28 protein-coding genes and 1 tRNA gene are annotated in these 23794 nt (G+C 71.9%); 15 read left to right on the top strand and 14 right to left on the bottom strand.

The features are described 5' to 3' along the window. Positions 1–45: 45 nt before the first annotated feature. Positions 46–1416 carry a PP2C family protein-serine/threonine phosphatase gene (locus tag SRB5_RS19950; protein ID WP_323378173.1) on the bottom strand — a complete coding sequence of 457 codons (1371 nt, stop codon included), beginning with the start codon at positions 1414–1416 and terminating at the stop codon, positions 46–48. 553 nt (positions 1417–1969) lie between these two features. Here SRB5_RS19950 and SRB5_RS19945 point away from each other — a divergent pair. Next, positions 1970–2698, top strand: a complete 729-nt coding sequence (locus SRB5_RS19945; protein ID WP_153453884.1) for a bifunctional DNA primase/polymerase — start codon at positions 1970–1972, stop codon at positions 2696–2698. A 178-nt stretch (positions 2699–2876) separates the two neighbouring features. Here SRB5_RS19945 and SRB5_RS19940 read toward each other — a convergent pair whose 3' ends face one another. From SRB5_RS19940 to SRB5_RS19930, 3 genes are all read right to left on the bottom strand, one after another. Then, positions 2877–3851, bottom strand: coding sequence for a DUF5926 family protein (locus SRB5_RS19940; RefSeq protein ID WP_153453882.1), 975 nt, complete (start codon positions 3849–3851; stop codon positions 2877–2879). A gap of 78 nt (positions 3852–3929) precedes the next feature. Further along, positions 3930–4481: an ATP-binding protein gene (locus tag SRB5_RS19935; RefSeq protein WP_407703944.1), complete on the bottom strand. Its 552-nt coding sequence runs from the start codon at positions 4479–4481 to the stop codon at positions 3930–3932. 122 nt (positions 4482–4603) lie between these two features. Beyond that, the gene (locus SRB5_RS19930) at positions 4604–5422 is read right to left on the bottom strand and encodes a glycerophosphodiester phosphodiesterase (RefSeq protein WP_153453880.1); all 819 of its coding nucleotides are present in this window, start codon (positions 5420–5422) and stop codon (positions 4604–4606) included. A 213-nt stretch (positions 5423–5635) separates the two neighbouring features. On the opposite strand from SRB5_RS19930, the gene SRB5_RS19925 reads away from it, so the two are divergent. Together SRB5_RS19925 and SRB5_RS19920 are read left to right on the top strand one after the other, a co-directional pair. Beyond that, positions 5636–7048 (top strand): S1C family serine protease, encoded by a 1413-nt coding sequence (locus tag SRB5_RS19925; RefSeq protein WP_323378171.1) that lies wholly within the window; start codon positions 5636–5638, stop codon positions 7046–7048. 59 nt (positions 7049–7107) lie between these two features. Then, positions 7108–7614, top strand: a complete 507-nt coding sequence (locus SRB5_RS19920; RefSeq protein WP_153453876.1) for a pyridoxamine 5'-phosphate oxidase family protein — start codon at positions 7108–7110, stop codon at positions 7612–7614. 301 nt (positions 7615–7915) lie between these two features. Here the strand turns inward: SRB5_RS19920 and SRB5_RS19915 are convergent, their stop codons facing one another. Together SRB5_RS19915 and SRB5_RS19910 are read right to left on the bottom strand one after the other, a co-directional pair. After that, positions 7916–8164, bottom strand: coding sequence for a hypothetical protein (locus SRB5_RS19915; protein ID WP_153453874.1), 249 nt, complete (start codon positions 8162–8164; stop codon positions 7916–7918). Positions 8165–8381: 217 nt separating this feature from the next. Further along, the gene (locus SRB5_RS19910; protein ID WP_153453958.1) at positions 8382–9119 is read right to left on the bottom strand and encodes a GntR family transcriptional regulator; all 738 of its coding nucleotides are present in this window, start codon (positions 9117–9119) and stop codon (positions 8382–8384) included. 59 nt (positions 9120–9178) lie between these two features. Here SRB5_RS19910 and SRB5_RS19905 point away from each other — a divergent pair, with 59 nt between their 5' ends. Beyond that, positions 9179–9646 carry an NUDIX hydrolase gene (locus tag SRB5_RS19905; RefSeq protein ID WP_153453872.1) on the top strand — a complete coding sequence of 156 codons (468 nt, stop codon included), beginning with the start codon at positions 9179–9181 and terminating at the stop codon, positions 9644–9646. 71 nt (positions 9647–9717) lie between these two features. On the opposite strand, the gene SRB5_RS19900 is transcribed toward SRB5_RS19905, so the two are convergent. Beyond that, positions 9718–10068: a hypothetical protein gene (locus SRB5_RS19900; RefSeq protein WP_153453870.1), complete on the bottom strand. Its 351-nt coding sequence runs from the start codon at positions 10066–10068 to the stop codon at positions 9718–9720. A 367-nt stretch (positions 10069–10435) separates the two neighbouring features. On the opposite strand from SRB5_RS19900, the gene SRB5_RS19895 reads away from it, so the two are divergent. The 3 genes from SRB5_RS19895 (at position 10436) to SRB5_RS36595 (ending at position 11196) form a co-directional block, all read left to right on the top strand. Beyond that, a tRNA-Ser gene (locus SRB5_RS19895) sits at positions 10436–10522 on the top strand. A gap of 111 nt (positions 10523–10633) precedes the next feature. Next, the gene (locus SRB5_RS36600) at positions 10634–10990 is read left to right on the top strand and encodes a DUF4240 domain-containing protein (RefSeq protein ID WP_228390223.1); all 357 of its coding nucleotides are present in this window, start codon (positions 10634–10636) and stop codon (positions 10988–10990) included. Continuing rightward, the gene (locus tag SRB5_RS36595) at positions 10987–11196 is read left to right on the top strand and encodes a hypothetical protein (protein WP_228390221.1); all 210 of its coding nucleotides are present in this window, start codon (positions 10987–10989) and stop codon (positions 11194–11196) included. The genes SRB5_RS36600 and SRB5_RS36595 overlap by 4 nt, the downstream gene beginning before the upstream one ends. On the opposite strand, the gene SRB5_RS19885 is transcribed toward SRB5_RS36595, so the two are convergent. From SRB5_RS19885 to SRB5_RS19875, 3 genes are all read right to left on the bottom strand, one after another. Continuing rightward, on the bottom strand, positions 11187–11492 hold the full coding sequence (locus SRB5_RS19885) for a hypothetical protein (RefSeq protein ID WP_153453868.1): 306 nt from the start codon (positions 11490–11492) through the stop codon (positions 11187–11189). The genes SRB5_RS36595 and SRB5_RS19885 overlap by 10 nt on opposite strands. A 62-nt stretch (positions 11493–11554) precedes the next feature. After that, on the bottom strand, positions 11555–12349 hold the full coding sequence (locus SRB5_RS19880) for a hypothetical protein (RefSeq protein ID WP_194292968.1): 795 nt from the start codon (positions 12347–12349) through the stop codon (positions 11555–11557). Between the two features lie 45 nt (positions 12350–12394). Continuing rightward, complete coding sequence (locus SRB5_RS19875; RefSeq protein ID WP_323378170.1) at positions 12395–12787, bottom strand: VOC family protein; 393 nt, start codon at positions 12785–12787, stop codon at positions 12395–12397. Positions 12788–12880: 93 nt separating this feature from the next. Between SRB5_RS19875 and SRB5_RS19870 the strand changes: the two genes are divergently transcribed. Beyond that, complete coding sequence (locus SRB5_RS19870; RefSeq protein WP_323378169.1) at positions 12881–13996, top strand: PP2C family protein-serine/threonine phosphatase; 1116 nt, start codon at positions 12881–12883, stop codon at positions 13994–13996. A gap of 49 nt (positions 13997–14045) precedes the next feature. Here SRB5_RS19870 and SRB5_RS19865 read toward each other — a convergent pair whose 3' ends face one another. Together SRB5_RS19865 and SRB5_RS19860 are read right to left on the bottom strand one after the other, a co-directional pair. Further along, positions 14046–14855 (bottom strand): SAM-dependent methyltransferase, encoded by an 810-nt coding sequence (locus SRB5_RS19865; protein ID WP_323378168.1) that lies wholly within the window; start codon positions 14853–14855, stop codon positions 14046–14048. A gap of 86 nt (positions 14856–14941) precedes the next feature. Next, complete coding sequence (locus tag SRB5_RS19860) at positions 14942–15802, bottom strand: bifunctional DNA primase/polymerase (protein ID WP_153453862.1); 861 nt, start codon at positions 15800–15802, stop codon at positions 14942–14944. A 217-nt stretch (positions 15803–16019) separates the two neighbouring features. Between SRB5_RS19860 and SRB5_RS19855 the strand changes: the two genes are divergently transcribed. The 3 genes from SRB5_RS19855 to SRB5_RS19845 all read left to right on the top strand — a co-directional run bounded on the left by SRB5_RS19855 (position 16020) and on the right by SRB5_RS19845 (position 18839). Beyond that, on the top strand, positions 16020–16313 hold the full coding sequence (locus SRB5_RS19855; protein WP_153453860.1) for a hypothetical protein: 294 nt from the start codon (positions 16020–16022) through the stop codon (positions 16311–16313). A gap of 211 nt (positions 16314–16524) precedes the next feature. Then, positions 16525–17067: a SigE family RNA polymerase sigma factor gene (locus SRB5_RS19850; protein ID WP_153453858.1), complete on the top strand. Its 543-nt coding sequence runs from the start codon at positions 16525–16527 to the stop codon at positions 17065–17067. Between the two features lie 122 nt (positions 17068–17189). Then, positions 17190–18839 (top strand): long-chain fatty acid--CoA ligase, encoded by a 1650-nt coding sequence (locus tag SRB5_RS19845; protein WP_323378167.1) that lies wholly within the window; start codon positions 17190–17192, stop codon positions 18837–18839. A 7-nt stretch (positions 18840–18846) separates the two neighbouring features. Here the strand turns inward: SRB5_RS19845 and SRB5_RS19840 are convergent, their stop codons facing one another. Further along, a complete protein-coding gene (locus SRB5_RS19840) occupies positions 18847–19821 on the bottom strand; it encodes a GNAT family N-acetyltransferase (RefSeq protein ID WP_228390220.1) in 975 nt (324 codons plus the stop codon). 101 nt (positions 19822–19922) lie between these two features. Here SRB5_RS19840 and SRB5_RS19835 point away from each other — a divergent pair, with 101 nt between their 5' ends. Beyond that, on the top strand, positions 19923–20858 hold the full coding sequence (locus SRB5_RS19835) for a LysR family transcriptional regulator (RefSeq protein WP_323378166.1): 936 nt from the start codon (positions 19923–19925) through the stop codon (positions 20856–20858). A 19-nt stretch (positions 20859–20877) separates the two neighbouring features. On the opposite strand, the gene SRB5_RS19830 is transcribed toward SRB5_RS19835, so the two are convergent. Further along, positions 20878–21126 (bottom strand): hypothetical protein, encoded by a 249-nt coding sequence (locus tag SRB5_RS19830; protein ID WP_153453856.1) that lies wholly within the window; start codon positions 21124–21126, stop codon positions 20878–20880. A gap of 398 nt (positions 21127–21524) precedes the next feature. Between SRB5_RS19830 and SRB5_RS35905 the strand changes: the two genes are divergently transcribed. From SRB5_RS35905 to SRB5_RS19820, 3 genes are all read left to right on the top strand, one after another. Then, the gene (locus tag SRB5_RS35905) at positions 21525–21686 is read left to right on the top strand and encodes a hypothetical protein (protein WP_194292967.1); all 162 of its coding nucleotides are present in this window, start codon (positions 21525–21527) and stop codon (positions 21684–21686) included. Positions 21687–21881: 195 nt separating this feature from the next. Beyond that, on the top strand, positions 21882–22709 hold the full coding sequence (locus tag SRB5_RS19825; protein WP_323378165.1) for an RNA polymerase sigma factor SigF: 828 nt from the start codon (positions 21882–21884) through the stop codon (positions 22707–22709). 213 nt (positions 22710–22922) lie between these two features. Beyond that, positions 22923–23777 (top strand): RNA polymerase sigma factor SigF, encoded by an 855-nt coding sequence (locus tag SRB5_RS19820; protein ID WP_153453852.1) that lies wholly within the window; start codon positions 22923–22925, stop codon positions 23775–23777. Positions 23778–23794 lie beyond the last annotated feature (17 nt).

The following is a 23794-nucleotide window of genomic DNA, read 5'->3' as shown; positions in this document are numbered from 1 at the left end:
CGTATGGGCGTACTCGTCCCGGCAGGAGCCCGGGGACCTCGGCGTTTATCCGTTGGTGAGCTGTACGGCGAGCAGAATCACGTCCTCCGGATGGTCCTGGTCGTCCGCGCGGCCGTCCGGGAGCATCGTCCGCAGGACGTGGTCGGCGAGCAGCTGGGGGTCCCGGCGCAGGGCCGGGGGGGTGCCCGAGGCGGCGCGGTGGAGGCGGGCCAGGGCGCGTTCCAGCGGTTCGCCGGTGCGGTGCAGGAGGCCGTCGGTGTACAGCAGGACCGTTTCGCCGGGCGCCGGTTCGATGTCGACGCTGGGCGCCTCCCAGCACGACAGCATCCCCAGCGGCGCGGAGAGCGTGGTCTCGGCGTACTCCGTCCGGTAGTCCCCCGTGATCAGCGGCGGGCAGTGCCCCGCGCCGGCCAGCACCAGGCGCCGGCCGCCGGGCTCGACGTGCGCGAAGAGCGCCGTGGCGGTGCGCCGGCCCTCGGTCTGGCGCAGCAGCAGCTCCAGGTCGGAGAGCACGGCCACCGGGTCCTCGCCCTCCATCACCGCGTACGCCCGCAGGGAGGCCCGCAGCCGTCCCATGGCGGCCACCGCCGTCGCGCCCTGCCCGGTCACGGAGCCGAGCGCCAGGCCCAGCGCCCCGTCGGGCAGCGGCATGACGTCGTACCAGTCGCCGCCGCCGCGCGGGCCGGTGCGGTGCCGTACCGCCAGCCGGGCGCCCGGGACCTGCGGCAGCCGGGACGGCAGCAGGCCCTCGCGCAGCAGGGCCAGCGCGTGCTGGGCGCGCGCCAGCTCGACGCGCCGAGCGACGCTCTCGCACGCCTGGCCGATATACAGCGCCATCAGCTGACGGCGGGCGTCCGAGGGGACGGCCGGTTCGTCGTACAGCCAGACGACGGCGCCCAGCAGCGCCCCGGCCCGGGTGAGCAGCGGTACGGCGTAGCTGGCGGCGCAGCCCAGGCGCGCGGCGACCTCGCGGTGGCGCGGGTCGAGGCCGGTCTCGTGCGCCAGATCGGGGTGCACGATCTCCGGCGCGGGCCGGCCGGGGGCGTCGATGAGGCGGCCGCAGGACGAGGAGTGGCGCGGGATCGTCTCGATGGCGCCCAGCTCGGAGCGGCTGAGGCCGAGTCCGACGTGCGCGATGGGGCCGAGCCCGTCGGCGGGGTGCAGGACGAGCAGCCCGCGCCGGGCGCCCGTCAGCAGCGCGCCGGCGCGCAGCACCTCGCGCAGCGCGTCGTCGAGGGAACCGGCCCGGAAGAGGTGCGAGGTGAGCTCGTGCAGCGTCGTCAGATCGGAGACCCAGGCGGTCAGATCGGCGCGTGTGACGCCGCCCTGGTCCGGGTCCACGGAGACGGACGGAGGGGCCGAGGCCGCTCGCGGCAGTTCAATTCCGGCCACATTCGGCAGGGGTGGGGTGCTCACGGAACGCGTCCTGGGACGCGGGGGGCGGATGTCTCCGCCGACCGGTGCTGTTCGCTGGACGGTGTCACGACGTACCCCCGTGCCTGGAGAAGAGTGCAGCAAGCTGCCCCGCTGGCAATGTGTCCACATTTACACGTTCTGGTGATGCGATGTCCAGTGTTGTCGACGTGCGTCAGAGCGAGTCTGGAGCGGTCGGGGGACACGTATGGGATTGGCTGAAAAGCGCCCCGCCGTCGGGTGGATTGCGGTCTGCTGGACATGAGGTTGAACGGTCCGTTCGGAACCCAATGGGCCTGCGGAGCGTCATACTCGTAGAACGGTGAGACCCCTGCACCGCTCCTCCGGGGGGAGGGCGGCAGGGAGTCCCGCGCGCTGTCCGCGCGCCACCCCCGCGCCATGCAGTACCTGCAGCATGCTCGTCAGTCAGCACGTACAGGTTCGTACACGCACGTTGACCACGCACGGAGCACGTCCAGGCCGGCAGTCCAGTCACGTACAAGGCGGCACCGCCTGTATCCAAGTTTCGCGGGATCGATCGAGGAGGCTGAGCGCCATGCGCGAAACCCCCGGAAAGCGAATGCGGCGCAGGCTCCGGCTCCCTCGGAGTGCGACACCCGCGCTGCCGGCAACGGCCCTCGGCTACGCCACGGTCTTCGGCTGGCCGATTCTGCCCGGTGCGGGGCTGGCCCCCGCCCGGGACCGCACTGTCGGCGCCCCGGTCCGACGCGCCGGGCGCGACGTCCGCTGCGGCTGCCCGGCGCCCGATTGCGCCCAGCCGGGCGCGCATCCGTTCGAGCCGCCGCTGCTCGCCTCGACGACCGACGCCCGGATGGTCGCCTGGTGGTGGGAGCGGCGGCCCGACGCCCCCGTCGTGCTGGCGACGGGCGGGCGCGGCCCGAGCGCCGTCAGCCTGCCGGCCGTGGCCGGGGTGCGCGCGCTGCGCCGGCTCGACGAACTCGGGGTGCGTACGGGGCCGGTGGTCGCCACGCCGGACCGGTGGGCGCTGCTGGTCGCCCCGTACAGCCTCGCCGAACTGGGCGAGTTGCTGAACGAGCTGGAGTGGGTGCCGCCCACCCTGCGCTTCCACGGCGAGGGCGGTTATCTCGCGCTGCCGGGGACGGTGGCGACGAACGGCGCGGGCGCGCGGCGCGTGCGCTGGGAGCGGCCGCCGGGCGCGGGCGCCGACGGCGGTGCGCCGTGGCTGCCGGGGATCGGTTCGGTGATCGGTGAACTCGTCGCGGCGGGGGCGGCCTTGCGGCCCTCGGAGCCGGGCGGACGCTGACGCAGGGCCTTCCCGTACCGGGCATGGAAGAACCCGGTCGCTGGCGACGGGGGATGCACCAGCGACCGGGCTACAAGCGAAGGTAACAAGGAATCGGCGTCATGCAAATTGGATCGCGCGATTCTGGACCGGAGTGACGAAGGCCATACCGACCGGTACGCCGGTCCGTGTCCGGCCGTCAGCTCAGAGTGACCTGCCGGTTCGTCAACCCGCCGCGCGCCCCGCGCTCTTCGGCGGTGAGGGGTCCGGTCTTCGCGAGCGCGTCCTGAAGACGCTCCGCGAAAGCGGCCGCCGGCTTCTCGCAGTCCTCGGCGCCCATCGACGACGGCAGGTCCCACACGGGCACCAGCAGACCGTGCGCGCGGAACGAACCGACCAGCCGGGTCCCCTCGCCCAGCGTCGACGTGCCCGCCGCGTGCAGCCGCGCCAGGGCGTCCAGCAGCCGGTCCTCGTCCTGCGGCATGACCCACCGCAGATGGTTCTTCTCCGGTGTCTCGCACCAGTACGCCGAGTCCACGCCCGTCAGCCGTACGGTCGGCAGCGCGGCGGCGTTCGCCCGCTCCAGGGACGCGGCGACCTCGCCGGTGGCGGACTCCGCCTCCTCGATCCAGAACTCGAACCCGCTGTGGACCACCGGCTCGAACGGCGCGCCGGTGTCGAGGAGATCCTGCAGCCGCGGCCCGTCCACCGCGCCCGCCACGCCCTCCACCGGAGTGCCCGGCTCGACCGTCAGCGCGCGGGAGAGGACCGCCGCCAGATCGCGGCTGATGTCCCCCGTCGCCGTGTCGTTCTGCAGGCCCAGCAGCACCGCCCCGTTGTCGCGGCGCAGCGCCGGCCACGCCATCGGCAGCACGGTGGCCAGGGTCACCGAGGGGACGCCCTCGGGCAGGCCGTCCTTCAGCGTCAGTTCGGCCGTACCGGCCGGGACCAGCTCGCGCAGGGCGACCCAGTCGCATTCGCCGGGCAGGCCCTCGAACGGGCGGCGCACCAGCTCGGTCGCGGCGCTCTGGGCGGCGCGGCCGTGACACGCCTTGTACCGGCGGCCGGAGCCGCACGGGCAGGGCTCACGGGCGCCGACGACGGGGATCTCCCCGTCGCTGAGCTGCGGCCGGCTGCTTGCTGCCGTGGTCTGCGGACGGCGCTTCTTGGCCATGGTGTCGTCGGTCTCCCGGATCGTCGGCTCCTGTGCGCGCGAGCCTAGCCGGTCGGGCCCCCTCGCCCCCTGCGGCCCCTAGGACGCGTCGCGTTCGGCCGTACCGACCACGTGCATCGCCGACGCCTGCCGCGGCAGCGTCGCCCATACCGTCACCTCGCCGCAGCGGTCCCTGACCCCCCAGTCCTTCGACAGCCGTCTGATGATCGCCAGCCCCCGGCCGCCGTGCGCGGTGACCGACGGAGTCGCCGGGAGCGGTCTGGTCGGACCACCCCCGTCCGTCACCGCCACCGTGATCAGCCCCCGTGAATCCAGCGCCCAGGACGCCCGTACCTCACTGGTCCCGCCCCCGGCCAGCGGCCGGGCGTGCCGACAGGAATTGCTCAGCAGCTCCGACAGGACGAGCACCGCGTCGTCGACCGCGGTCTCCCCCGCTCCGGCCTCCGCCAGCTCCCGTCGCATCCGCCGTCGCGCGTTCCCCACACCCGCGGGACCGTGGGGTACGGCCATCACCGAGGAAGCGGGCACATGCTGTGCCATCACGAACGTCACCACCCCCGAGACCTCCTCTGCCCCACGCCACGGGAGAGATGCCCTCACCGTCCGTGCCGGAAACCGGCCACAAGTGATCCCTTGATGTACTCGTTACGAACCATTACGCAGCGAATGCACCGGACCGCGTTACGTAGCGCTTACGACACCGCGCGTTCCGTTTGTGCGCCCCCGCGCCGCCCCGTACACCCGGCGTTCATTTATCGCCCCAGCTGGGCCAGGACCTGCCGCGGCCGGTTGGTGATAATCGCCTCCACCCCCAGCCGCGCGCACAGCTCGACGTCCGCCGGATCGTCGACCGTCCACACATGCACCGGATGCCCCGCCCGGCGCACCCGCTCCACGTACTCGGGGTGACCGCGGACGAAGCGCATGCTCGGGCCCGCGACGCCCACCCCGGCCGGCAGTGAGCCGTCCCGGTAGCGGGGGCGGACGAACTGCATGAGGAACACCGTCGGCACCCGCGGCAGCTCCGCCCGTACCCGGGCCAGGGAGCGCGCCGAGAAGCTCATCACCCGTACCGCGGAGTCGCCGGACGGCCGGTCCAGCTCGTACCGGCGCAGCAGCTCGACCAGCTTCTCCTCGACCTGCCCCGCCCAGCGGGTGGGGTGCTTGGTCTCGATGGCGAGCTCCACCCGCCGCGGTGACTCGGCGACCAGCCGCAGCAGCCGGTCCAGGGTGAGTACGGACGTACGTTCCCACTCGGGCGACTCGCCGTTCTGCGGCTGCTTCATCCAGGAGCCGAAGTCCAGCGCGTTGAGATCCGCCAGCTCCAGCTTCGACACGGCGCCGCGGCCGTTGGACGTCCGGTTCACCCGCCAGTCGTGGACGCAGACCAGATGACCGTCCGCCGTGAGCCGGATATCGCACTCGAGTGCGTCCGCGCCGGACTCGATGGCGGTACGGTACGCGGCCAGGGTGTGTTCCGGGGCCTCCTCGGAGGCGCCCCGGTGGGCGATGACGGCGGGGCCGGTGGATTCCACCGGGCAATGGTGCCACCCGGCGCCGGGGAGCGGCATGGACCGCTCGTTCGCACGTCAGCGGATGCGTCCGGAATGTCCGGAGTAAAGGATGGCCCTTCATGGGGTGTGTGCGCCTTACCGTCCTCTGACGTCCCGTGAGACACCCTTGAGTCAGGGGTACCCCTCACGCTGGGCGTGGGGAGGGTGCGCCGCCGGGCGGTGGCGCATCGCCGTGTCAGACGAGGGTCCGAGTCAAGGAGACGAGAAGACGTGAGCACCGAGAACGGCGGAACGCCCGTGCGCCCGGACCTCCCGCCCCCGGACGCCCCTCCCGCGGCCGACCCCGTACCGCCGGCCGTTCCCCCGGCGGAGCCGTCCTGGCGTACGGAGCCGCCGGCGACTCCTCCGACGGTTACGGAGCCGACCACCTCCCGGTGGAGCGCCGAGCCCCCGCCGCCCCCCGCGCAGCCCTCGTGGGGCAGCGGCGGGCCGGGCGACCCGGGATCCGGCTCGGGCGGCGGCTGGGGCTCGTCGCCGGGCGGGCAGCCCCCGGCGTCCGGGAAGCGCGGCATGGGCGGCGTCGTGGCGGCGGTGCTGGCCGCGGCGCTGCTGGCCGGCGGGATCGGCGGCGGCATCGGGTACTGGGCGGCGGAGCGGGGCGACGACTCGACCAGCTCGACGCCGATCACGACGTCCGGGGACAGCCAGAAGATCGAGAACCCGCCGGGTTCGGTGGCCGCCATCGCGGACAAGGCCCTGCAGTCGGTCGTCACGATCGAGGCCCGCGGCGCCTCCGACCAGGAGGGCGGTACGGGCACGGGCTTCGTGTACGACAAGGAGGGCCACATCCTCACGAACAACCACGTGGTGGCCTCCGCGGCGAACGGCGGCAAGCTGTCGGCGACGTTCTCCAACGGCCGCACGTACAACGCCGAGGTCGTCGGCCGCGCCCAGGGGTACGACGTGGCGGTCGTCAAGCTCACCGACGCGGGCGACGCCAAGCTCACGCCGCTGCCGCTCGGCGACTCCGCCGCGATCGACGTCGGCGACCAGACCATCGCGATCGGCGCCCCGTTCGGCCTCTCGGGGACGGTGACCACGGGCATCATCAGCGCCAAGAACCGCCCGGTGGCCTCCGGCGACGGCCAGGGCGACAGCAACTCGTACATGAGCGCGATCCAGACGGACGCGTCCATCAACCCCGGCAACTCGGGCGGTCCGCTGCTCGACTCGCAGGGCCGGGTCGTCGGCATCAACTCGGCGATCCAGACGACCGGTTCGGGCGAGTTCGGCGGCCAGGGCGGCTCCATCGGCCTGGGCTTCGCGATCCCGATCAACCAGGCCCGTTGGGTCGCCGACACGCTCATCAAGACGGGCGAGCCGGTGTACGCGGTGATCGGCGTCCAGGTCGACATGTCGTACCAGGGCCAGGGCGCCAGGGTCACGGACGCCGCCTCCGGCGCGGACGCGGCGGTCACCCCGGGCGGCCCGGCGGACAAGGCGGGCATCAAGCCCGGCGACGTGATCACAAAGGTCGACGACACGGTCATCGACAGCGGCCCGACCCTGATCGGCCAGCTGTGGACGCACCGCCCGGGCGACGAGGTGAAGGTCACGTATGAGCGCGGCGGCAAGGAGCACACGGTGACGGTGACGCTGGGGGAGTTCAAGGGCGACCGATGAGTTCCGCCCTTCCGTTCGGTCGGTACGGGTGACGGACCGACCGACCGGAAGGGCACGGCATGACCCACCACCCCGTACGCACGGACCTGGACGCCCGCTACAGCGACAAGAACGCGTCCGCGACCCCCTGGGAGGAGGCCGCGGACGCGTTCGCGCGCGCGGAGCTCTACTGGCTCTCGACGATCCGCCCGGGCGGCGGCGTGCATGTGACGCCGCTGCTGGCCGTCTGGCGGGATGGCACGCTGCACTTCTGCACGGGGGAGACGGAGCAGAAGTACAGGAATTTGGCGGCGAACGCCGAGGTCGCGCTGACGACCGGGACGAACGTGCTGGCCGAGGGCCTGGACCTGGTGCTGAACGGGACGGCGGTCCGGGTCCGCGACGAGTCCCGGCTGCGCGCACTGGCGGCGGACTGGGAGGCGAAATACGGGCCGGAGTGGCACTTCGACGTGACCGACGGGGCCTTCGAGGCGGGTCACGGGCCGACGCCGGTGTTCGAGGTCCGTCCGGTCACGGCGTACGCGTTCGCCAAGGGGCCGTTCGGGCATACGCGGTACAGCTTCTGAATGTCTTTCGTCCGTTTGGTCCTGTATGGCCCCATCCGCCCGACGGCGTCACGGTCGCGGCGGTCGGCGGCGGGTGCGGCCACTCGGTGGCGCTGACCCTACCTGGAGGAAACGGCGGTCCCGGAGGACTACGTGATGCCGAAGCACCCGGTCTCGGGCCCGTACGAGCTCACGTCCGACGTCCCGGACCTGACGGTGACGCGGACGAGCGTACGCCTGCACGGGAAGAAGTAACCCGGCCCTGGTCCGTCCCGTCCCCGCCGCCGATCGTGAGTACCCCGGCGGGGACGGGACCACGGGATCACTCCCCGCGCACGGCATCCCTCGCCGCGAGCAGCCGCGCGAACTGGGCGTAGGACTGCTCGAGCTGGGCGACGGTGAAGACCATCACGGTCTCGCTGGAGCCACCCCCGTCGTCGTGCACCACGACCTGCAGGGCGGCCTGCTCGGCCCGCCCGTCGAAGACGGCGTCGCGACGCAGCGGGGTCACGTGGGTGACGCGGGGAGGCGCGGATGGGGGTCGGGAGGCGGGGTTAGGGTGGTCGAGCATCGGTGAACTCCTTCGAGCAGGGGTTGGTGCGCGGGCTCGGTGAGGGTTCGGCAGGTGGGCCAACACCTGCTGCTCCAGGATCACCGGGCCCTTCGGCGTACTTCATGTCCCGGCTACTCATTCACTCATGTGTATGAGTAGCTGGATCAAGAGTGATGCAACTCATATGCATGAGTCAAGCTCGGTAACGCTCGGGGAAGTTGATGGATCGGCTGTACTAATCGACTGCGGGGATCCTGTAGTCGAGAACGAACTGATCACCGGCCATCACGGTGTCGCACACCTCGACCACTCGCCCGCCCTCGACCACCGCATCGCGTACCAAGTGGATCACCGGGGCTCCGGGGCTGAGCTTGAGCGCGGTGGTTTCCTGTTTGGTGGCCAGGCGGGCTCGTATCGTCTCGACGAACTCGACCAGCAGATGGCCGTGTTCCTCCAGGCGGGCGTAGATCCCGCCTCCTCCGGGGTTCTCGGCGAACAGCTCAGGGATGTCCTGCGCGACGTCCCACGGCAGGTACGACGTGGCTTCCTCGGTGGGAACCCCGTCGCTGAAGTACAGGCGCCGACGCGCCAGCACCTTCTCGCCGACGCCGACGCCCAGTCGCTGCGCGACGTCCGGCGGAGCGTCCGCGGCGCCGACGTACAGCACGCTCACGTGGACAGATGCCCCGGACCGGTCGGCTTCGGCCAGGTAGGCGGCCTTGCCCGCCTTGCGGTGCGCTCGCCGGAAGCGGTCGGAGGACTTCCGCTGGACGGGCGGACGGCCCTTCACGTACGAACCGCGTCCGTGATGGGTGACGACGAGATCGCGGATCCGCAGCTCGGCGATCGCCCGCCGGACCGTTCCCACAGCCACCCCGTAACGCTTCATGAGCTCGGTCTCGCTCGGAACCTTCGCGTCGGGGGCGAGGACCCGGGTGCGGATCTGCTCGGCCAGCTCATCCGCGATCTGCAGGTACCGGGGGTTCCCGGAGCCCTTTGCCGCTGCGCTCTCCACTGCCCCTCCCGCCACCTATGCTCCTGTGCATGAGTACCAGCGCCCAGTCTGGCAGGTCCACCCCGCTGCACTCGGTCTCGGTGGCCGGCGCGGTGATCCGGGACGACGGCCGCATCCTGGTGATCCGACGGGCCGACAACGGCAGATGGGAACTGCCCGGCGGGGTGCTCGAACTCGACGAGGCGCCCGAGGCGGGAGCCCGTCGCGAAGTACGTGAGGAGACCGGCGTCGATGTCGCCGTGGACGGCCTGACAGGCGTCTACAAGAACATGCACCGCGGCATCGTCGCCCTGGTGTTCCGATGCCGGCCGGTCGGTGGCGCGGAGACCACGTCCGCCGAGTCCACCCACGTCACCTGGATGACGCCGCAGGAGATCCGCGCGAGCATGACGGAGGCGTACGCGATCCGCCTCCTGGACGCCTTGAGCGACGCGGCTCCGCACGTACGGACCCACGACGGGACGCGGCTGCTGAGTGCGGTTTAGCCACATCGCCCGAAGGCGGGAGTGGCGCTGGGCCGGCCGGGCTGAGGTGCCTGCCGGCCCAGCGGGACCGGTCAGTACTCGCAGGGCCCCGGCTTGGCGGAGAAGACCGGCCGGTCGAACGGCTGCTCATCACCCGGGAGCAGCTGGGCCACCGGGTTCTCGAAGCCGGGGTGGCCGTAGAAGCACCAGGGCTGGTGGTCCTGGTTCCTGGCCTTCGCGAGCGGCGGGATGACGATCTCTTCCGGGCGGACCAGCTGGCGCGAGTTGCCCTCGACGTCCTCCGCGCAGACGGAGAGGACGGGCATCCAGCATTCCTCCTGCCCCGGAGCGGCCTGCGCCTGGGCGGTGGGCAGTGCGACCGCGCCGGCGAGAGCGGCGACCGCGGCGGCTGCGACCGCGAGCTTCCGGGTGAAGTGACTCATGTGTGTCGGTCCTTTCCCTGACCGGAGAATTACTCTCCGTGCTTGATCTATTACTTTCCGGAGTCATGCTGGCCGAGTCGGGGAATCGGTAAACGGCGACGCAGCACCTATGACAATCACTTCGTGCGTCGGCGGCCCCGCTATCACTGCCCTGACCTGCGCAGATACCTGACCGCGCGGAACGGGCCCGCGGTTGCGCGTGTCGCTCGGCCCCAGGTTCGTGCGCCCGTCCGACGAGTACGCGCCCCAGGCGTGCGCGGATCCCCGCCTTGCTCACCCCGCCCGCACAGACCCCTGGCCCGCGGATCCCGCGACACCCGGGCGGCCGGTACGCTGTACCCGCCCCGCGGCAGGCGGGCGGGGCGAGGGTGGGTTGCCCGAGCGGCCTAAGGGAACGGTCTTGAAAACCGTCGTGGCAGCGATGTCACCGTGGGTTCAAATCCCACACCCACCGCCGGCAGGTCAGACGACGCGCTGATCGGAAGGGGTGCTCCAGTCCGGGGCGCCCCTTTGGCATGAGTTCGGGTCGGCCCGGGTGTCATACCCGCATGGCAGGGTGCCTGTCATGGACGTTGATCGGTTCTGGCAGCTCATCGAGACCGCGCGTGCTTCCGCAGCCACGGTCGGCAAGCCTCTCGACGAGGTGATGGTGAGCCTGCTCGCCGAGCGCCCGTCCCAGGAGATCCTTGCGTACGCGGCGCGGTTCGACGCGGTGCATGACGGCCTGTACCGGTGGGATGTGTGGGCCGCCGCGTACCTCATGGGCGGCGGTTGCTCCGACGACAGCTTCATCGACTTCCGAGCAGGCGTGATCGCCCTGGGCCGCGAGTGGTACGAGCGCACCGCCGCTGATCCGGACAGCCTTGCCGGGCATCCTGCCGTGGTGGCTTACCGCGACGAGGCCTGTTCTACGAGGACATGAACTACGTGGCCGCCGGCGCCTTCGAACGTCTCACCGGGGACCCGGATGCCTTCTACGACGCCTGGGACGAGTACCGGTCCGACGATGAACACGTAGGCGAGGAAGCGGACATGGGCGAAGACTTCGACTTCGACGACGCCGAGGAGATGCATCGACGGCTTCCCCGCCTCGCGAGACTGTGTCTCGGACCGATTCCTTACCGGTGATCTGGATCGAGGGCCTGGTCCTCGGCGGCATCGGCCTCTTGCTCGAGTGCGTCGACGAAGGCGTTGTGGAACCGGCGCTCAGCGTCTCTGCACGGAGCGCCGAAGAACGCGAGCTGGACCTCGCCGGTGTCGCACCGCATGAGTTCCTTCGTCACGAGGAAGGCGTCCAGCCCGTGGCAGTCCAGCTCCACGAGGCGTTCCTGCAGGCGGTTCGGATCGTGGTCGGCTTCCCAGAACGGTCGGACTCGCTCGGTCGTCGCTGCGATACGCGCCATACGGTCGGCGTCGAGTCCCATCCGATCCCTCCCCAGGTGTAGTCGCAGCGTACTGGCGGGCAAGCGAGGGATCGCGTGGCGGGTCAGTGGCAGTCGTAGCGGTAGGCGTACGGGGTGTCGGGGCAGTGGCGGCAGAGGAAGACGTAGAAGCCGCCGCAGTCGCCCAGCTGGATGTCGCCGGTGATGGTGAGGAGGTGTTCCATCCGGCGGGCGCAGACGCAGGTGGGCCAGTTCGGGGGTTGGGTCCAGGCCGGGTAGCCGCCGGCTTTGGTCGCGATGGCGCAGCCGTCCTCGAAGGACCAGGTGCCGAGTCCGTTGACGCCGTGGAGGCGTTTCTCCCAGGTCTGTTGGAGGTCGTACGGGAGGTCGAAGCCCGGGTAGTCGATGTCCGGGGTCGGGGTCAGGGTGGAGGGCGTGGGCATCAGGTCTTCGGGGTGGGTGAAGTCCGTTGCCCGGGGGATGTCGGTGAGGGTCCCGGCGGCGATGACCTCCGCCTCGTTGCGCCAGTGCAGCTGCGGGATCATCGGGCCGTCTTCGTTGTCGTCGTGGTGGAGCGCGCACCACACCAGCTGCAGCACGTCCGTCCCCGTGGGGAAGGCCGGCTGCGGGACGTCCCGGGCGTAGAGCTGGAGGACCGGGACCATCGGTGTGCGGCCGGGGGTGATCTCCTCGAGGCTCCGCCCGTCGTCGGCATACGTCCAGTGGCCCTCCCGGGCGCAGTGCGGCCACGGTTCGGCCGCCGGCCAGAGGAGGGGCCCGCCCATCGAGCTGTCCCCGGGGCCCGGGTCGCCCGGCGCAGGGTTGAGGAGCGTCGTCTCCCGCGCCAGCGCGGTGTACTCGGGCAGCAGCCCGCTGAGGTCCATCGGTGGTCGCGGCATGTCATCCCCTCCGTGAACGACGCTATCCCGCCCTACTGACAGCGGCTACGACGGCTCCGTCGAGAGCTGGATCAAGTTCCCGCACGTGTCATCCAGCACCGCCGTAGTCACCGGCCCTGCCGCCACCGGCGGCTGCGTGAAGCGGACGCCCAGGGACACGAGGCGGGCGTGTTCCGCCTCTACGTCCGGGACCGCGAACTGGGCCAGCGGGATGCCCTCCGCCACCAGCGTGTCGCGGTATGTGCGGGCCGCGGGGTGGGTTGACGGCTCCAGGAGGAGCTGGGTGCCCTCGGGGTCCTCCGGGGAGACGACCGTCAGCCAGCGGTGGTCCGGGCCGAGGGGGACGTCGTACTTCTTCACGAAGCCCAGCACCTCCGTGTAGAAGCGCAGGGCGGCGGTCTGGTCGTCGACGAAGACGCTGGTCAGATGGATCTTCACGGGGTGCTCCTGACGGCGGTACGCAAAGGGCGCGACGACGCTACCGGAGGTAACGTCCGAAATCTGCGACCTCCGAGGGAGAAAGGCCGGTGCGTGGGTGCCGTCAAGCAGGTGGCGCGGGTGCTGCGGCGGGTGCCGTGGCTGGCGTCGGCGCTGCTGATCGCCGCCGGCCTGGTCATCAACCTGGCCACCCCCCGGGACGCGGTCGTGGGCGCCGCCTTCTCCGCCGCGCCGATGGCGGCCGCCGCCCTGTGGACGTTCCGGGGGACCGCCGTCGTGGCCGGAGGGGCCATCGTCTCGTTCGCGCTGGTGCTCCTCTACTGGGACCGCCTCGGGACCGCGGATTCCATCGCCCGCCTCGCGACGACCGCGACGGTGGGCCTGCTGTCGCTGGTCGTCAGCCAGGCGCTGCGGGTGGGCGAGGCGCGGTTGGCGTCCGCGAGCGAGGTGGCGGAGGCGCTGCAGGTCGCGCTGATGCCCGTACCCCCCGAGCGGATCGGGCGGTACTCCTTCGCGACCCGGTACGAGGCCGCCCACGCCGAGGCCAAGGTCGGCGGGGACCTGTACGGGGTGCGGCGGACGCCCTTCGGCGTGCGGCTGATGGTGGGGGACGTGCGGGGCAAGGGGCTGGAGGCGATCGCGGGGGTGTCGACGGTGCTCGGCGCCTTCCACGAGGCCGCCGACACCGAGCCGGATCTCGCGGTGGCGGCGGCGAAGGTCGAGCAGTCGCTGCTGCGGGACAACGAGCGGGTGACGGACGGCAGCCTCGACGAGCGGTTCGTCACCGCCGTACTGGTGGAGATCCCCGACGGGGAACCGTCCGTGCTGCGCGTCGTCAACCGGGGGCATCCGGCGCCCCTGCTGTTTCCCGGCGCCGGCAGGCCCGTACAGGTGCTGGAGCCCGATTCGTGCGCCCTGCCGCTGGGGCTGGGGGACCTGGGGGGCGGGCCGGCGGGAGAGGCGCGGGAGTGGGCCTTCCCGCCGGGGGCGCTGCTACTCCTCTACACGGACGGCGTGAGCGAGGCCCGCGACGCGCACGGCGTCTTCTACGACCCCCGCGCGCGCCTCACCCGCCGGAGCTTCCCGAATCCCGCCGGGTTGCTCGACACCGTGGTGAAGGACGTACGGCGGCACACCGGCGGGGAGACGGACGACGACATGGCGCTGCTGGCCGTCATGCACACCCCCGCCGAGGGCCGTCGGCGGTAGCCGGACAGCGGCGCCACCACCCGCGAACGACACGGCGGGAGGGGACGGACTACGGCTTGCGGCTCACCGCCCCGAACTCGTCCACCTCGGCCGGCAGCCCGAACGGGTTCTCCGCCGGACGCCACCGCGAGCACGACACCAGCCCCGGCTCCAGCAGCTCCTGGCCCTCGTGGAAGGTGGCGATGACCTCGGGTTTCCGCAGGTGATACGTGGGCCGGCCGACCTCGTTCCAGATGCCGATGGCCCGCTCGAACGCCTCGCCGGTGACGACGTTCGTACCGTCCGCCGTGACCAGATAGCTGCCCGACGGCAGGGCCCGCAGCAGCCGGCGGACGATCGACCTGGCCTCCTCGGTGTCCTCGATGTGGCCGAGGATGTTGAAGAGCATCAGGGCGATCGGCCGTTCGAAGTCCAGCAGCTTTCCGGCCTGTTCGATGATGCGGTCGGGGTCGCGCAGGTCCGAGTCGATGTAGTGCGTGGCGCCCTCGGGGCTCGAGGTGAGCAGGGCTCGGGCGTGGGCGAGGACGATCGGGTCGTTGTCGACGTACACGATGTGCGCGTCGGGGGCGGTGCGCTGGGCGACCTCGTGGGTGTTGTCGAGGGTGGGCAGGCCCGTGCCGATGTCGAGGAACTGGCGTACGCCCACTTCCCCCGCCAGATAGGTGACGGCGCGGGACATGAAGCCGCGGGAGTGCCGGGCGATCGGGACGATGTCCGGGTAGATCTCCTGGAACTGCCGGCCGACTATCCGGTCGACCTCGTAGTTGTCCTTGCCGCCCAGCCAGTAGTTCCAGATACGGGGCGAGTGCGGGACGGTGGTGTCGATCACGGGATCGGGTTGCTGCTCGAGCGAGGTCACAGGGGAGCTCCAGAGGTGAGGCCGGTTCTTCAACGCCCAAGTTAGCCGGGCGAATTCACGGCTCACCAGCGCTACGGGCGAGTAGCTCACCGCCCGTACCGCCCCGCCGAGTACACCGTCGCCGCCGCCTCGCGCCGCGGCAGCCCCGTGGCGGCGGCCGCCGCGATCAGCGCTCCGGCGGTGTCCTCGCCGTGGCCGGACTCGTACGCGCGGCAGGCCGCCCAGAACAGGCGGGCGTTGCGTTCGCCGGGGCGCGACGCCGCGACGAACCGCACCAGCGCCCGTGCCCGGGGGCTCCAGGCGGTGCCGATAGACGGCGCCGGGCGGCGTAACGGCTGCGTGAGCAGCGCCAGCAGCGCCCCCGGGACCGGCGCGGGGCGCTGGGGCGAGCCCGGGGCCAGGCGGTACGTCCCCCTGAGGGTGAGCGAGCCGGGGCCCGCCAGATAGCCGCCGGTGCCCCGGACGTCGATGCCGGGGGCCAGCCGGGACGCGGAGTTGGGGACGTGGATGCCCGGCGGGCCCGTGAGCCAGAGGTGGCTGCCACCGGAGGGGGTGCGGACGGTGACCGTGGCGGGGAGGGCGAAGCCGAGTCCGGCGGCGAGGGCGCGGAACGCGGCGAGGCCGGCGGTGCCCGTCTTCACGTCGAGGTCGATGCCGATGAGGTGGTGCGCCGGGCGCATACAGGCGATGCCGTACCCGGTGGCCCAGGGCGCGGCGGCGAACAGGGCGCGCACGGCGTCCGGGTCGAGCGTGGCGTCGTACACGCCGTGGCCGACGCGGCCGCATTCGCCGCGGCAGGGGATCCGGGGCCAGTCGGTGCGGTGGGGGGAGGGGACGGCGGGCTGTTTGGCGCGCGACAGCGGGAAGACGGGCAGGCCGCGGCGTACGGCGACGAGGGCGTTGGCGAGAGCGGCGGTGTGGGCAGAGGCGGATCCGGGACCGACCATACGTCCATGTTCGGACGAATGTTCGATGACCGGAAGTGGTGAGACGCGACCGGGTTTACGAACCTTCGCTCACGCCTGCGGGGGATTCGGGCCTTCTGGGCCGAATAGCCCGGGATCCGCGGGCAAGGATGTGTCCGCGACGTCGTTACAGCAGCCGGGACGGACGGCCAACCGCTCCGGCACTCAACGGCTTTCGAGCCACTGGGAGGGACCAGATATGGCAAGCATCCGCACCGCCCGCCTCATCGCCGCCGCGGCCGCCGTTCCGCTCGCGGCAGCGTTGTTCTCCGGCGTCGCCCAGGCGGACAACGGCGCCTTCGCCGAGGGATTCTCCAACGCCGCCAACGTCGGGCAGGCCGGGGTCGGCGGGAGCAACAGCGGCATCAGCTCGCAGACGCAGCAGGTGGCGCAGGGCGGCGGATCGAACGAGAGCAGCACCGCCACCGCCGTCGGCTGGGGCAACGTGATCGACCAGAGCGACACGGCGGTCGTCTTCACCAACCTCTGGTAGCACGCCGGGGTTGCTTCGGGTCATGCGCGGCCGCGTTCCCTGCGAAGGGGGCGCGGCCGTACCCCCTGTGGGGGACGCCCCTGGGGGACACCCTCATCCCGCGCTCCGACTCCAGAAGGTGTAGTCCACCTCCCGCCTAGTCCCTGAGGGGGACGAGGTATCACGACCTGCGGCGGATCCGCCGCAGCCCGCCCGCTCCTAGCGTGGTGCCATGACCGCGACCCTGCCCGTAAGCACCGCCACCGCCGACCTGCCGGCGTTCTCGACGTACGTGACCGAACGCGGACCGGTGCTGCTGCGGACCGCGCGCTCCATGACCCCCAACCCGGCGGACGCCGAGGACCTGCTGCAGACGGCGCTCACCAAGACGTACCTGGCCTGGGACCGGATCGAGGACCCGCGCGCCCTGGACGGCTACGTCCGCCGGGCGCTGCTGAACACCCGCACCTCGGAGTGGCGCCGGCGCCGGGTCGACGAGTACGCGGCCGGTGACGAACTGCCCGAGCCCGAGCCGGAGGCCGCCGTGGACCCGGCCGAGCGGCAGGCGATGCGCGACGCGATGTGGCGGGCGGTGCTGCGGCTGCCGGACCGGCAGCGGGCGATGGTGGTCCTGCGCTACTACGAGGACCTCAGCGAGGTGCAGACCGCCGAGGTCCTCGGGGTCTCGGTCGGTACGGTCAAGAGCGCCGTCTCGCGCGCCCTGGCGAAGCTGCGCGCCGACGCGGGCCTCGGGGAGCTGACCGAAGCCGCCTGAGCCCCCCGCCGCGCGAGGTAGTGACAGGCCCTCCCCGGGTCAGCACAATCAGCGCCATCGACCACTGGCGGCGACCCGTGGCTCGACCGCGTTCGTGACCCTCGCGCCCTTCGGGAGGCCCCGTGCTCAGCACGATGCAGGACGTACCTCTGACCGTCTCGCGGATCCTTGCCCACGGCTCGACCGTGCACGGCGGAGCCCGCGTGATCACCTGGACCGGGGAGGGCGACCCGCACACCCGTACCTACGCCGAGGTCGGCGTCCGGTCGGCCCGGCTGGCGCACGCCCTCCACGACGAGCTCGGCGTCCGCCCCCAGGAGCCGGTCGGCACCCTGATGTGGAACAACGACGTCCACCTCGAGGCGTATATGGCGATCCCGTCCATGGGCGCCATCCTGCACACGCTCAACCTCCGCCTCCCCGCGGACCAGCTGGCCTGGATCATCGATCACGCCGCCGACCGCGTGATCATCGTCAACGCCACCCTGCTCCCCCTCCTCGTCCCGCTGCTGCCCCGGCTGACGTCCGTCGAGCACGTCGTGGTCGCCGGCGCCGGCGACCGCTCCCCGCTCGAGGGCGCCGCGGTGAGCGTGCACGACTACGAGGAGCTGATCGACGGCCGCCCCGACACGTACGACTGGCCGTCCCTCGACGAACGCGACCCCGCCGCCCTGTGCTACACCTCCGGCACCACGGGCGACCCCAAGGGCGTGCTGTACAGCCACCGTTCGGTCTATCTGCACTGCCTGCAGCTGAACGCCGCCGAGTCCTTCGCCCTGCTGCCCCGCGACATCGCGCTGCCGGTGGTCCCGATGTTCCACGTGAACGGCTGGGGGATGCCGCATGCCGCGTTCATGGCGGGCGCCTCGCTGCTGATGCCCGACCGGTTCCTGCAGCCGGCGCCGCTGGCCGAGATGATCGAGACGGTACGGCCGACCATCAGCGGCGCCGTCCCGACGATCTGGCAGGGGCTGCTCGCCGAGCTCGACGCCAAGCCCCGCGACTGCTCCTCCCTCACCCGCGTCATCATCGGCGGCTCCGCCTGTCCGCCGGCGCTGATGAAGGCGTTCGACGAGCGGCACGGCATCCGCCTCGTGCACGCCTGGGGGATGACGGAGATCTCGCCGCTGGGCTCCGTCGCCCACCCGCCGCCGCATCTGGGCGCCGAGGAGGAGATGGCGTACCGGCTCACCCAGGGCCGGTTCCCCGCTTCCGTCGAGGCGCGGCTGGCGGGGCCGGACGGCGGCTTCCAGCCGTGGGACGGGGTGTCCGCCGGGGAGCTGGAGGTGCGCGGGCCGTGGGTGGCGGCGGCGTACTACGGGGGCGCGAAGGGGGAGGCGTTCCGGCCGGAGGACAAGTTCAGCCCGGACGGGTGGCTGCGTACGGGGGACGTCGGGACCATCACCCCGGACGGCTTCCTGACGCTCACCGACCGGTCGAAGGACGTCATCAAGTCCGGCGGGGAGTGGATCTCGTCGGTGGCGCTGGAGAACGAGCTGATGGCCCACCCCCACGTGGCGGAGGCGGCGGTGGTCGCCGTACCGGACGAGAAGTGGGGCGAGCGTCCGCTGGCCGCGGTCGTGGCGGCGCCCGGGACGGAGCTGGACTTCGCGGAGTTGGGGGAGTTCCTCGGCGGGCGGATCGCGAAGTGGCAGCTGCCGGAGCGGTGGGCGGCGATCGCGGAGGTGCCCAAGACGAGCGTGGGGAAGTTCGACAAGAAGCGGCTGCGGGCGCAGTACGCGGAGGGAGAGCTGGACGTCACGACGCTCTGACGGGTCCTCACAGCTCCAGCTGGTACTCGTGCGTGTCCCGCTCCCACCGCAGCCCCAGCTGCTCGTTCACCGCGAGCATCGGGCCGTTGTCCGCCGCGTTGTCCGCCTCCACCTCGCTCACCCCGGGGTAGGCGTCGTGCAGCCAGCGGAGCATCTCGGCCTTGACCCACATCCCGAGCCCGTGCCCGCGGTACGCCGGCACCACCGCCGTGTCGTACTGCAGGGCGCGGGCCGCGGTCCCCTCCGGGACGACGACCTCCGTGAACCCGGCGATCTCCCCGCCCGTCAGCGCGGCGACCGTCAGCAGCACGTCCCCCCGGTCGGCGACCACCGAGGCCATCGCCCGCAGCCGCTCGGCGGACCAGCCCACCGGGCCGAGGTCCAGCTCACCCACCGGCATGTCGTTCATCGCGCACTTGGCCCGCGCGAAGGCCTCCGCGTACCGGTCGGGCACCGTCCCCCGCCACCGGGCCAGCGCGTACCCCTCCCGCTCCCCCACCAGCTCCTCCAGCCACGCCCGGTGCACCCCGTCCAGCTCCAGCACCAGATGGCGCACGGTAAGAACCTGCCGGAACCCGTGCCGCAGAAAGAAGGCCTCCCCGGCGGTCCCCGCCGGCACCCCGCAGAACAGCGTCCGCCGCCCCTCGGCGCGGCACGCCTCCACCGCCGCCCGCAGCAGCCCGCCGCCCAGCCCCCGGTCGCGGTCAGCCGGCCGTACGTGCAGCGCCAGCTCCGCCAGATGGTCCTGCCCCGGGGAGGTGAAAAGCCGCACCCCCGCGACGGCCGCCACCTCCCCGTCCGTCCCCGGCGCCTGCCAGCAGCGCAGCCGGCTGTCCGCGCCGGGGTGAGCGAGCCGGCCGCGGATCTGCCCCACCGTGGGCGCGGGCAGCCCCGGCAGATCGTGCGCCAGGGACTCCGCGATCACCGCGTGCCAGACCTCGGGCCCGGCGCCGGAGGCAGGGACCTCGGCCAGCATGCTCATGACCCACAGCGTGTTCGCGTTCCCGGGGTTGATCAAGGACGTATCCCGGATGATTGAATAACCGTCCGGTTATGGAACACCCACAAGGTGCGTGAACGGCAGTGGAGCTGCGCGACATCGAGATCTTCCTCACACTCGCCGAGGAGCTGCACTTCGGCCGCACCGCCGAGCGGCTGCACGTCTCCCAGGCGCGGGTCAGCCAGTCGATCGCCAAGCAGGAACGCCGGATCGGCGCCGCCCTGTTCGAACGTACGTCCCGTAAGGTCGCGCTGACGCCGATAGGCAGCCGGCTGCGGGACGACCTGGACGCCGGCTACCGGCTGATCACGGCCGGACTGCAGCGGGCCACGGACGCCGCGCGCGGCGCCTCGGGGACGCTGAACCTGGGCATCATGGGGCCGCTGGCGCACGACATCGCGCATCTGACGGCGCTCTTCCGCGCCCGCCATCCGGGGTGCGAGCTGCGCTTCCGCGAGGCCCACTTCTCCGACCCCTTCGGCCCGCTGCGGGCCGGCGACGTCGACGTCCAGCTCACCTGGCTGCCGGTGCGCGAGGCCGATCTCACCGTCGGGCCCGAGCTGCTGGTCGAGCCAGTGGCCCTCGCCGTATCGCCGGACCATCCCCTCGCCGGGCGGGAGTACGTGGAGCTGGAGGATCTGGCGGACTGCGAGATGATGCGGCCGGCGTATCCGGTCCCCGACTACTGGCTGCGCACCCTCGCCCCCGATACGACCCCGTCCGGCCGCCCGATCCGGGGCGGCGTACGGGCGGCGACCATCCAGGAGGCGTTCGCGATGGTGGCGGCGGGCCTCTGCGTGACGACGGTCTTCGCCCCCGTGACCCGCTACTATCCCCGGGCGGACATCGACTTCGTCCCCCTGCGCGACGCGACGCCCTCCCGCTGGGCCCTGGTGTGGCGGACGGCGCATGAGACGGCGCTGGTCAGGGCGCTGGCCGAGACGGCGGAGGATGCCCGGGAGGAGCCGCTGACCCCGGGCGCATTCGGCCCGCGGGCGGTGCCGCCGCCGGGCGCGTAAGCCCCCCTCGTCAAAGAACTCAGGCCGCCGTCCCCAGCCACAGCACCAGCTCCCGCTCCCGGGCCCGCAGCCGCTCCATCTCCGCCTGCTGCTCCGGCGTCCACGCGGGGCTGGCGACCAGCTCGATCCGCAGCCAGCCGATGTCGTCCGTACGTCCGGGGGAGGGGTCCACCGACCAGGGCAGCGTCCGCCACAGGGCCGCCAAATCGGCGCGCACCCAGGCGAGTTCCGCCTCGGCGGGCTGAGGTTCCCGCATCGCTTCGACCACGCGCCAATGCTACTGCTGTTCGAATTTCGAGCGCAGGAGATTTACGGTACGTGTGCCGTGGATCACGGGGAGTCCCGGAGGGGGAAGGCCGGGGGGAGGTGACATCGGGGGGACAAGCCACCTCCCCCCGATGGGGACGGCCCTCAGGCCCGCTGCGCCACTGGGGGGAAGCGCGGCGCGCGCCGGCCACGCAGTGGGGCCGTCCCTGAGCCGCCGGGTTCCGTCCGGCCCGCGGCGGGCTCACATCTCAATAGTGGCCCCCCGGGGCGGCGTCCACAGGCGGCGAAAGACCTTCCCCGGGAGGACTTTGGTCCATAATTCCTGGTCGCTGGATAGACTCACGCGACCGGCGCATGGGGGCGGCGCACGGACGGCCGCCGGGGAGGGTGTGGACGCACATGGACGTGAAGAAGCTGACGATATCTATCCTCGTCGTCTTTGTTCTCTACTCCATCATCAACTCACCCGAACGCTCCGCCGACCTCGTCGGTGTGGGCTTCCAGGGGGTGGCGGACGCCGCGGAGGGGATCGGCGACTTCATGACCGAACTGGTCAACTGACCGCCGTCCCCCTGACGGGGAGTCATCCCATACCCCCGGATCGCGGCCTCAACTAGCCGTCAACACGGTGATTTACGGTGCTTGCACGAGCGCACATCTCTTGTGATGCTATGACCGCTTTTCCCGTTTTGTCCGAGCCGTCTGCCGCCAGGGCAGCCGGCCGGGACGAGGTTGCGCGAAGGGGTGGTCCGGTCCGTGTCGACCAGCGCCGCACCGCCGGCCCCCGGGCCCCGTACACCCGAGCAGGGCCCGCCGCGGCAGCGGCCCACGGACACCAGGGCGCTGACCCAGGTCCTCTTCCGGGAGCTCTTCGCCGCCCGGCCGGGCACCCCGGAGCACACCCGGGTGCGGGCCGCGCTGATCGAGGCCAATCTGCCGATGGTGCGGTACGCCGCCGCCCGCTTCCGCAGCCGTAACGAGCCGATGGAGGACGTCGTCCAGGTCGGCACGATCGGCCTGATCAACGCCATCGACCGGTTCGACCCGGACCGCGGCGTGCAGTTCCCCACCTTCGCCATGCCGACGGTCGTCGGCGAGATCAAGCGCTACTTCCGCGACAACGTCCGCACCGTCCACGTCCCGCGCCGGCTGCACGAGCTGTGGGTGCAGGTCAACGGCGCCACCGAGGACCTCACCACGCAGTACGGCCGCAACCCCACCGCCGCCGAGATCGCCGACCGGCTCGGCGTCCCGGAGGAGGAGGTGCTCGCCTGCCGGGAGGCCGGCCGCGCGTACCACGCCGCCTCCCTGGAGGCCGCGCAGGAGGGTGACGGGTCGCCCGGGCTGCTCGACCGCCTCGGCTACGAGGACCCGGCCCTCGCGGGCGTCGAGCACCGCGATCTCGTACGCCATCTGCTGGTCCAGTTACCGGAACGCGAACAGCGGATCCTGGTCCTGCGCTACTACAGCAACCTCACCCAGTCGCAGATCAGCGCCGAACTCGGCGTCTCCCAGATGCACGTCTCCCGGCTGCTGTCGCGCAGCTTCGCCAGGCTGAGGTCCGCAAACAGGATCGACCTGTAACCGGAACAGGTCACGCCGCTCCCGGCGGGAAGCTCGCGAACTGCGCAAATATGTCGACTTGACGCTACAGCGTGTTGCCGACTTGTGACATTCTGCTGGAACCGTGTTTGCCGCGCCCCAGCCTCCGGTATTCAGGATGAGGCTGGACTGACTGGGCCGGTGCCCCGGCGCCGTCGGACGGCCGCGAACCGACCGCGACCTCGAGGGGGTGGCATGTCCGTAGAACTGGGCAGCTCCAAGGTGCTCACCGATGCCGAGCCGGCGACCGCGCAGACCCCGGCGGCTCCGCTGCCGGCGCCCACCGGCGCCATCGACACCCGTACGCTCTCGCGCTCCCTGTTCCTGCGGCTCGCCGAGCTCGACCAGGACAGCCCCGAGCGCACCTACGTCCGCGACACCCTCATCGAGCTCAATCTGCCGCTGGTGCGGTACGCGGCGGCGCGTTTCCGCAGCCGCAACGAGCCGATGGAGGACATCGTCCAGGTCGGCACGATCGGCCTGATCAAGGCGATCGACCGGTTCGACTGCGGCCGCGGGACGGAGTTCCCGACGTTCGCGATGCCGACGGTCATCGGCGAGATCAAGCGCTACTTCCGCGACACCAGCTGGTCCGTGCGTGTCCCCCGCCGGCTGCAGGAGCTGCGCCTGGCGCTCACCAAGGCCAGCGACGAGCTGTCCCAGCGCCTGGACCGCTCCCCGACCGTCCCCGAACTCGCCCGCTATCTCGGCGTGTCGGACGAGGACGTGGTGGACGGCCTCGCCGTCGGGAACGCGTACACCGCCAGCTCCCTGGACTCCCCCTCGCCGGAGGACGACGGCGGCGAGGGCTCCCTCGCGGACCGGCTGGGGTACGAGGACACGGCGCTGGAGGGCGTGGAGTACCGGGAGTCGCTCAAGCCCCTGCTGGCGCAGCTGCCGGCCCGGGAGCGGCAGATCATCATGCTCCGGTTCTTCGCCAACATGACGCAGTCGCAGATCGGGGAGGCGGTGGGCATCTCGCAGATGCACGTGTCCCGGCTGCTCACCCGCACGCTGGCGCAGCTGCGCGAGGGTCTGATCTCCGACTGAGGCACGGCCGGGCCGCC

Origin of the sequence: Streptomyces smaragdinus, assembly GCF_009604385.1 — a bacterium.
GTDB classification, from domain to species: Bacteria; Actinomycetota; Actinomycetes; order Streptomycetales; family Streptomycetaceae; genus Streptomyces; species Streptomyces smaragdinus.
Note: the sequence above shows the minus strand (reverse complement) of the source record. Positions and strands in the feature narration are given on the sequence as shown.

What these genes read in the sequence shown, in the direction of transcription:
- SRB5_RS19945 (WP_153453884.1), top strand. Translation starts at nt 1,970, where the DNA reads ATGCGCGAAACCCCCGGAAAGCGAATGCGGCGCAGGCTCCGGCTCCCT.
- SRB5_RS19880 (WP_194292968.1), bottom strand. Translation starts at nt 12,349, where the DNA reads ATGCCGCGACCACCGATGGACCTCAGCGGGCTGCTGCCCGAGTACACC.
- SRB5_RS19840 (WP_228390220.1), bottom strand. Translation starts at nt 19,821, where the DNA reads ATGAGCATGCTGGCCGAGGTCCCTGCCTCCGGCGCCGGGCCCGAGGTC.
- SRB5_RS19820 (WP_153453852.1), top strand. Translation starts at nt 22,923, where the DNA reads ATGTCCGTAGAACTGGGCAGCTCCAAGGTGCTCACCGATGCCGAGCCG.
- SRB5_RS19885 (WP_153453868.1), bottom strand. Translation starts at nt 11,492, where the DNA reads ATGGGACTCGACGCCGACCGTATGGCGCGTATCGCAGCGACGACCGAG.
- SRB5_RS19920 (WP_153453876.1), top strand. Translation starts at nt 7,108, where the DNA reads ATGACCCACCACCCCGTACGCACGGACCTGGACGCCCGCTACAGCGAC.
- SRB5_RS19915 (WP_153453874.1), bottom strand. Translation starts at nt 8,164, where the DNA reads ATGCTCGACCACCCTAACCCCGCCTCCCGACCCCCATCCGCGCCTCCC.
- SRB5_RS19905 (WP_153453872.1), top strand. Translation starts at nt 9,179, where the DNA reads ATGCTCCTGTGCATGAGTACCAGCGCCCAGTCTGGCAGGTCCACCCCG.
- SRB5_RS36600 (WP_228390223.1), top strand. Translation starts at nt 10,634, where the DNA reads ATGGACGTTGATCGGTTCTGGCAGCTCATCGAGACCGCGCGTGCTTCC.
- SRB5_RS19855 (WP_153453860.1), top strand. Translation starts at nt 16,020, where the DNA reads ATGGCAAGCATCCGCACCGCCCGCCTCATCGCCGCCGCGGCCGCCGTT.
- SRB5_RS35905 (WP_194292967.1), top strand. Translation starts at nt 21,525, where the DNA reads ATGGACGTGAAGAAGCTGACGATATCTATCCTCGTCGTCTTTGTTCTC.
- SRB5_RS19900 (WP_153453870.1), bottom strand. Translation starts at nt 10,068, where the DNA reads ATGAGTCACTTCACCCGGAAGCTCGCGGTCGCAGCCGCCGCGGTCGCC.
- SRB5_RS19930 (WP_153453880.1), bottom strand. Translation starts at nt 5,422, where the DNA reads ATGCCGCTCCCCGGCGCCGGGTGGCACCATTGCCCGGTGGAATCCACC.
- SRB5_RS19860 (WP_153453862.1), bottom strand. Translation starts at nt 15,802, where the DNA reads ATGGTCGGTCCCGGATCCGCCTCTGCCCACACCGCCGCTCTCGCCAAC.
- SRB5_RS36595 (WP_228390221.1), top strand. Translation starts at nt 10,987, where the DNA reads ATGAACTACGTGGCCGCCGGCGCCTTCGAACGTCTCACCGGGGACCCG.
- SRB5_RS19940 (WP_153453882.1), bottom strand. Translation starts at nt 3,851, where the DNA reads ATGGCCAAGAAGCGCCGTCCGCAGACCACGGCAGCAAGCAGCCGGCCG.
- SRB5_RS19850 (WP_153453858.1), top strand. Translation starts at nt 16,525, where the DNA reads ATGACCGCGACCCTGCCCGTAAGCACCGCCACCGCCGACCTGCCGGCG.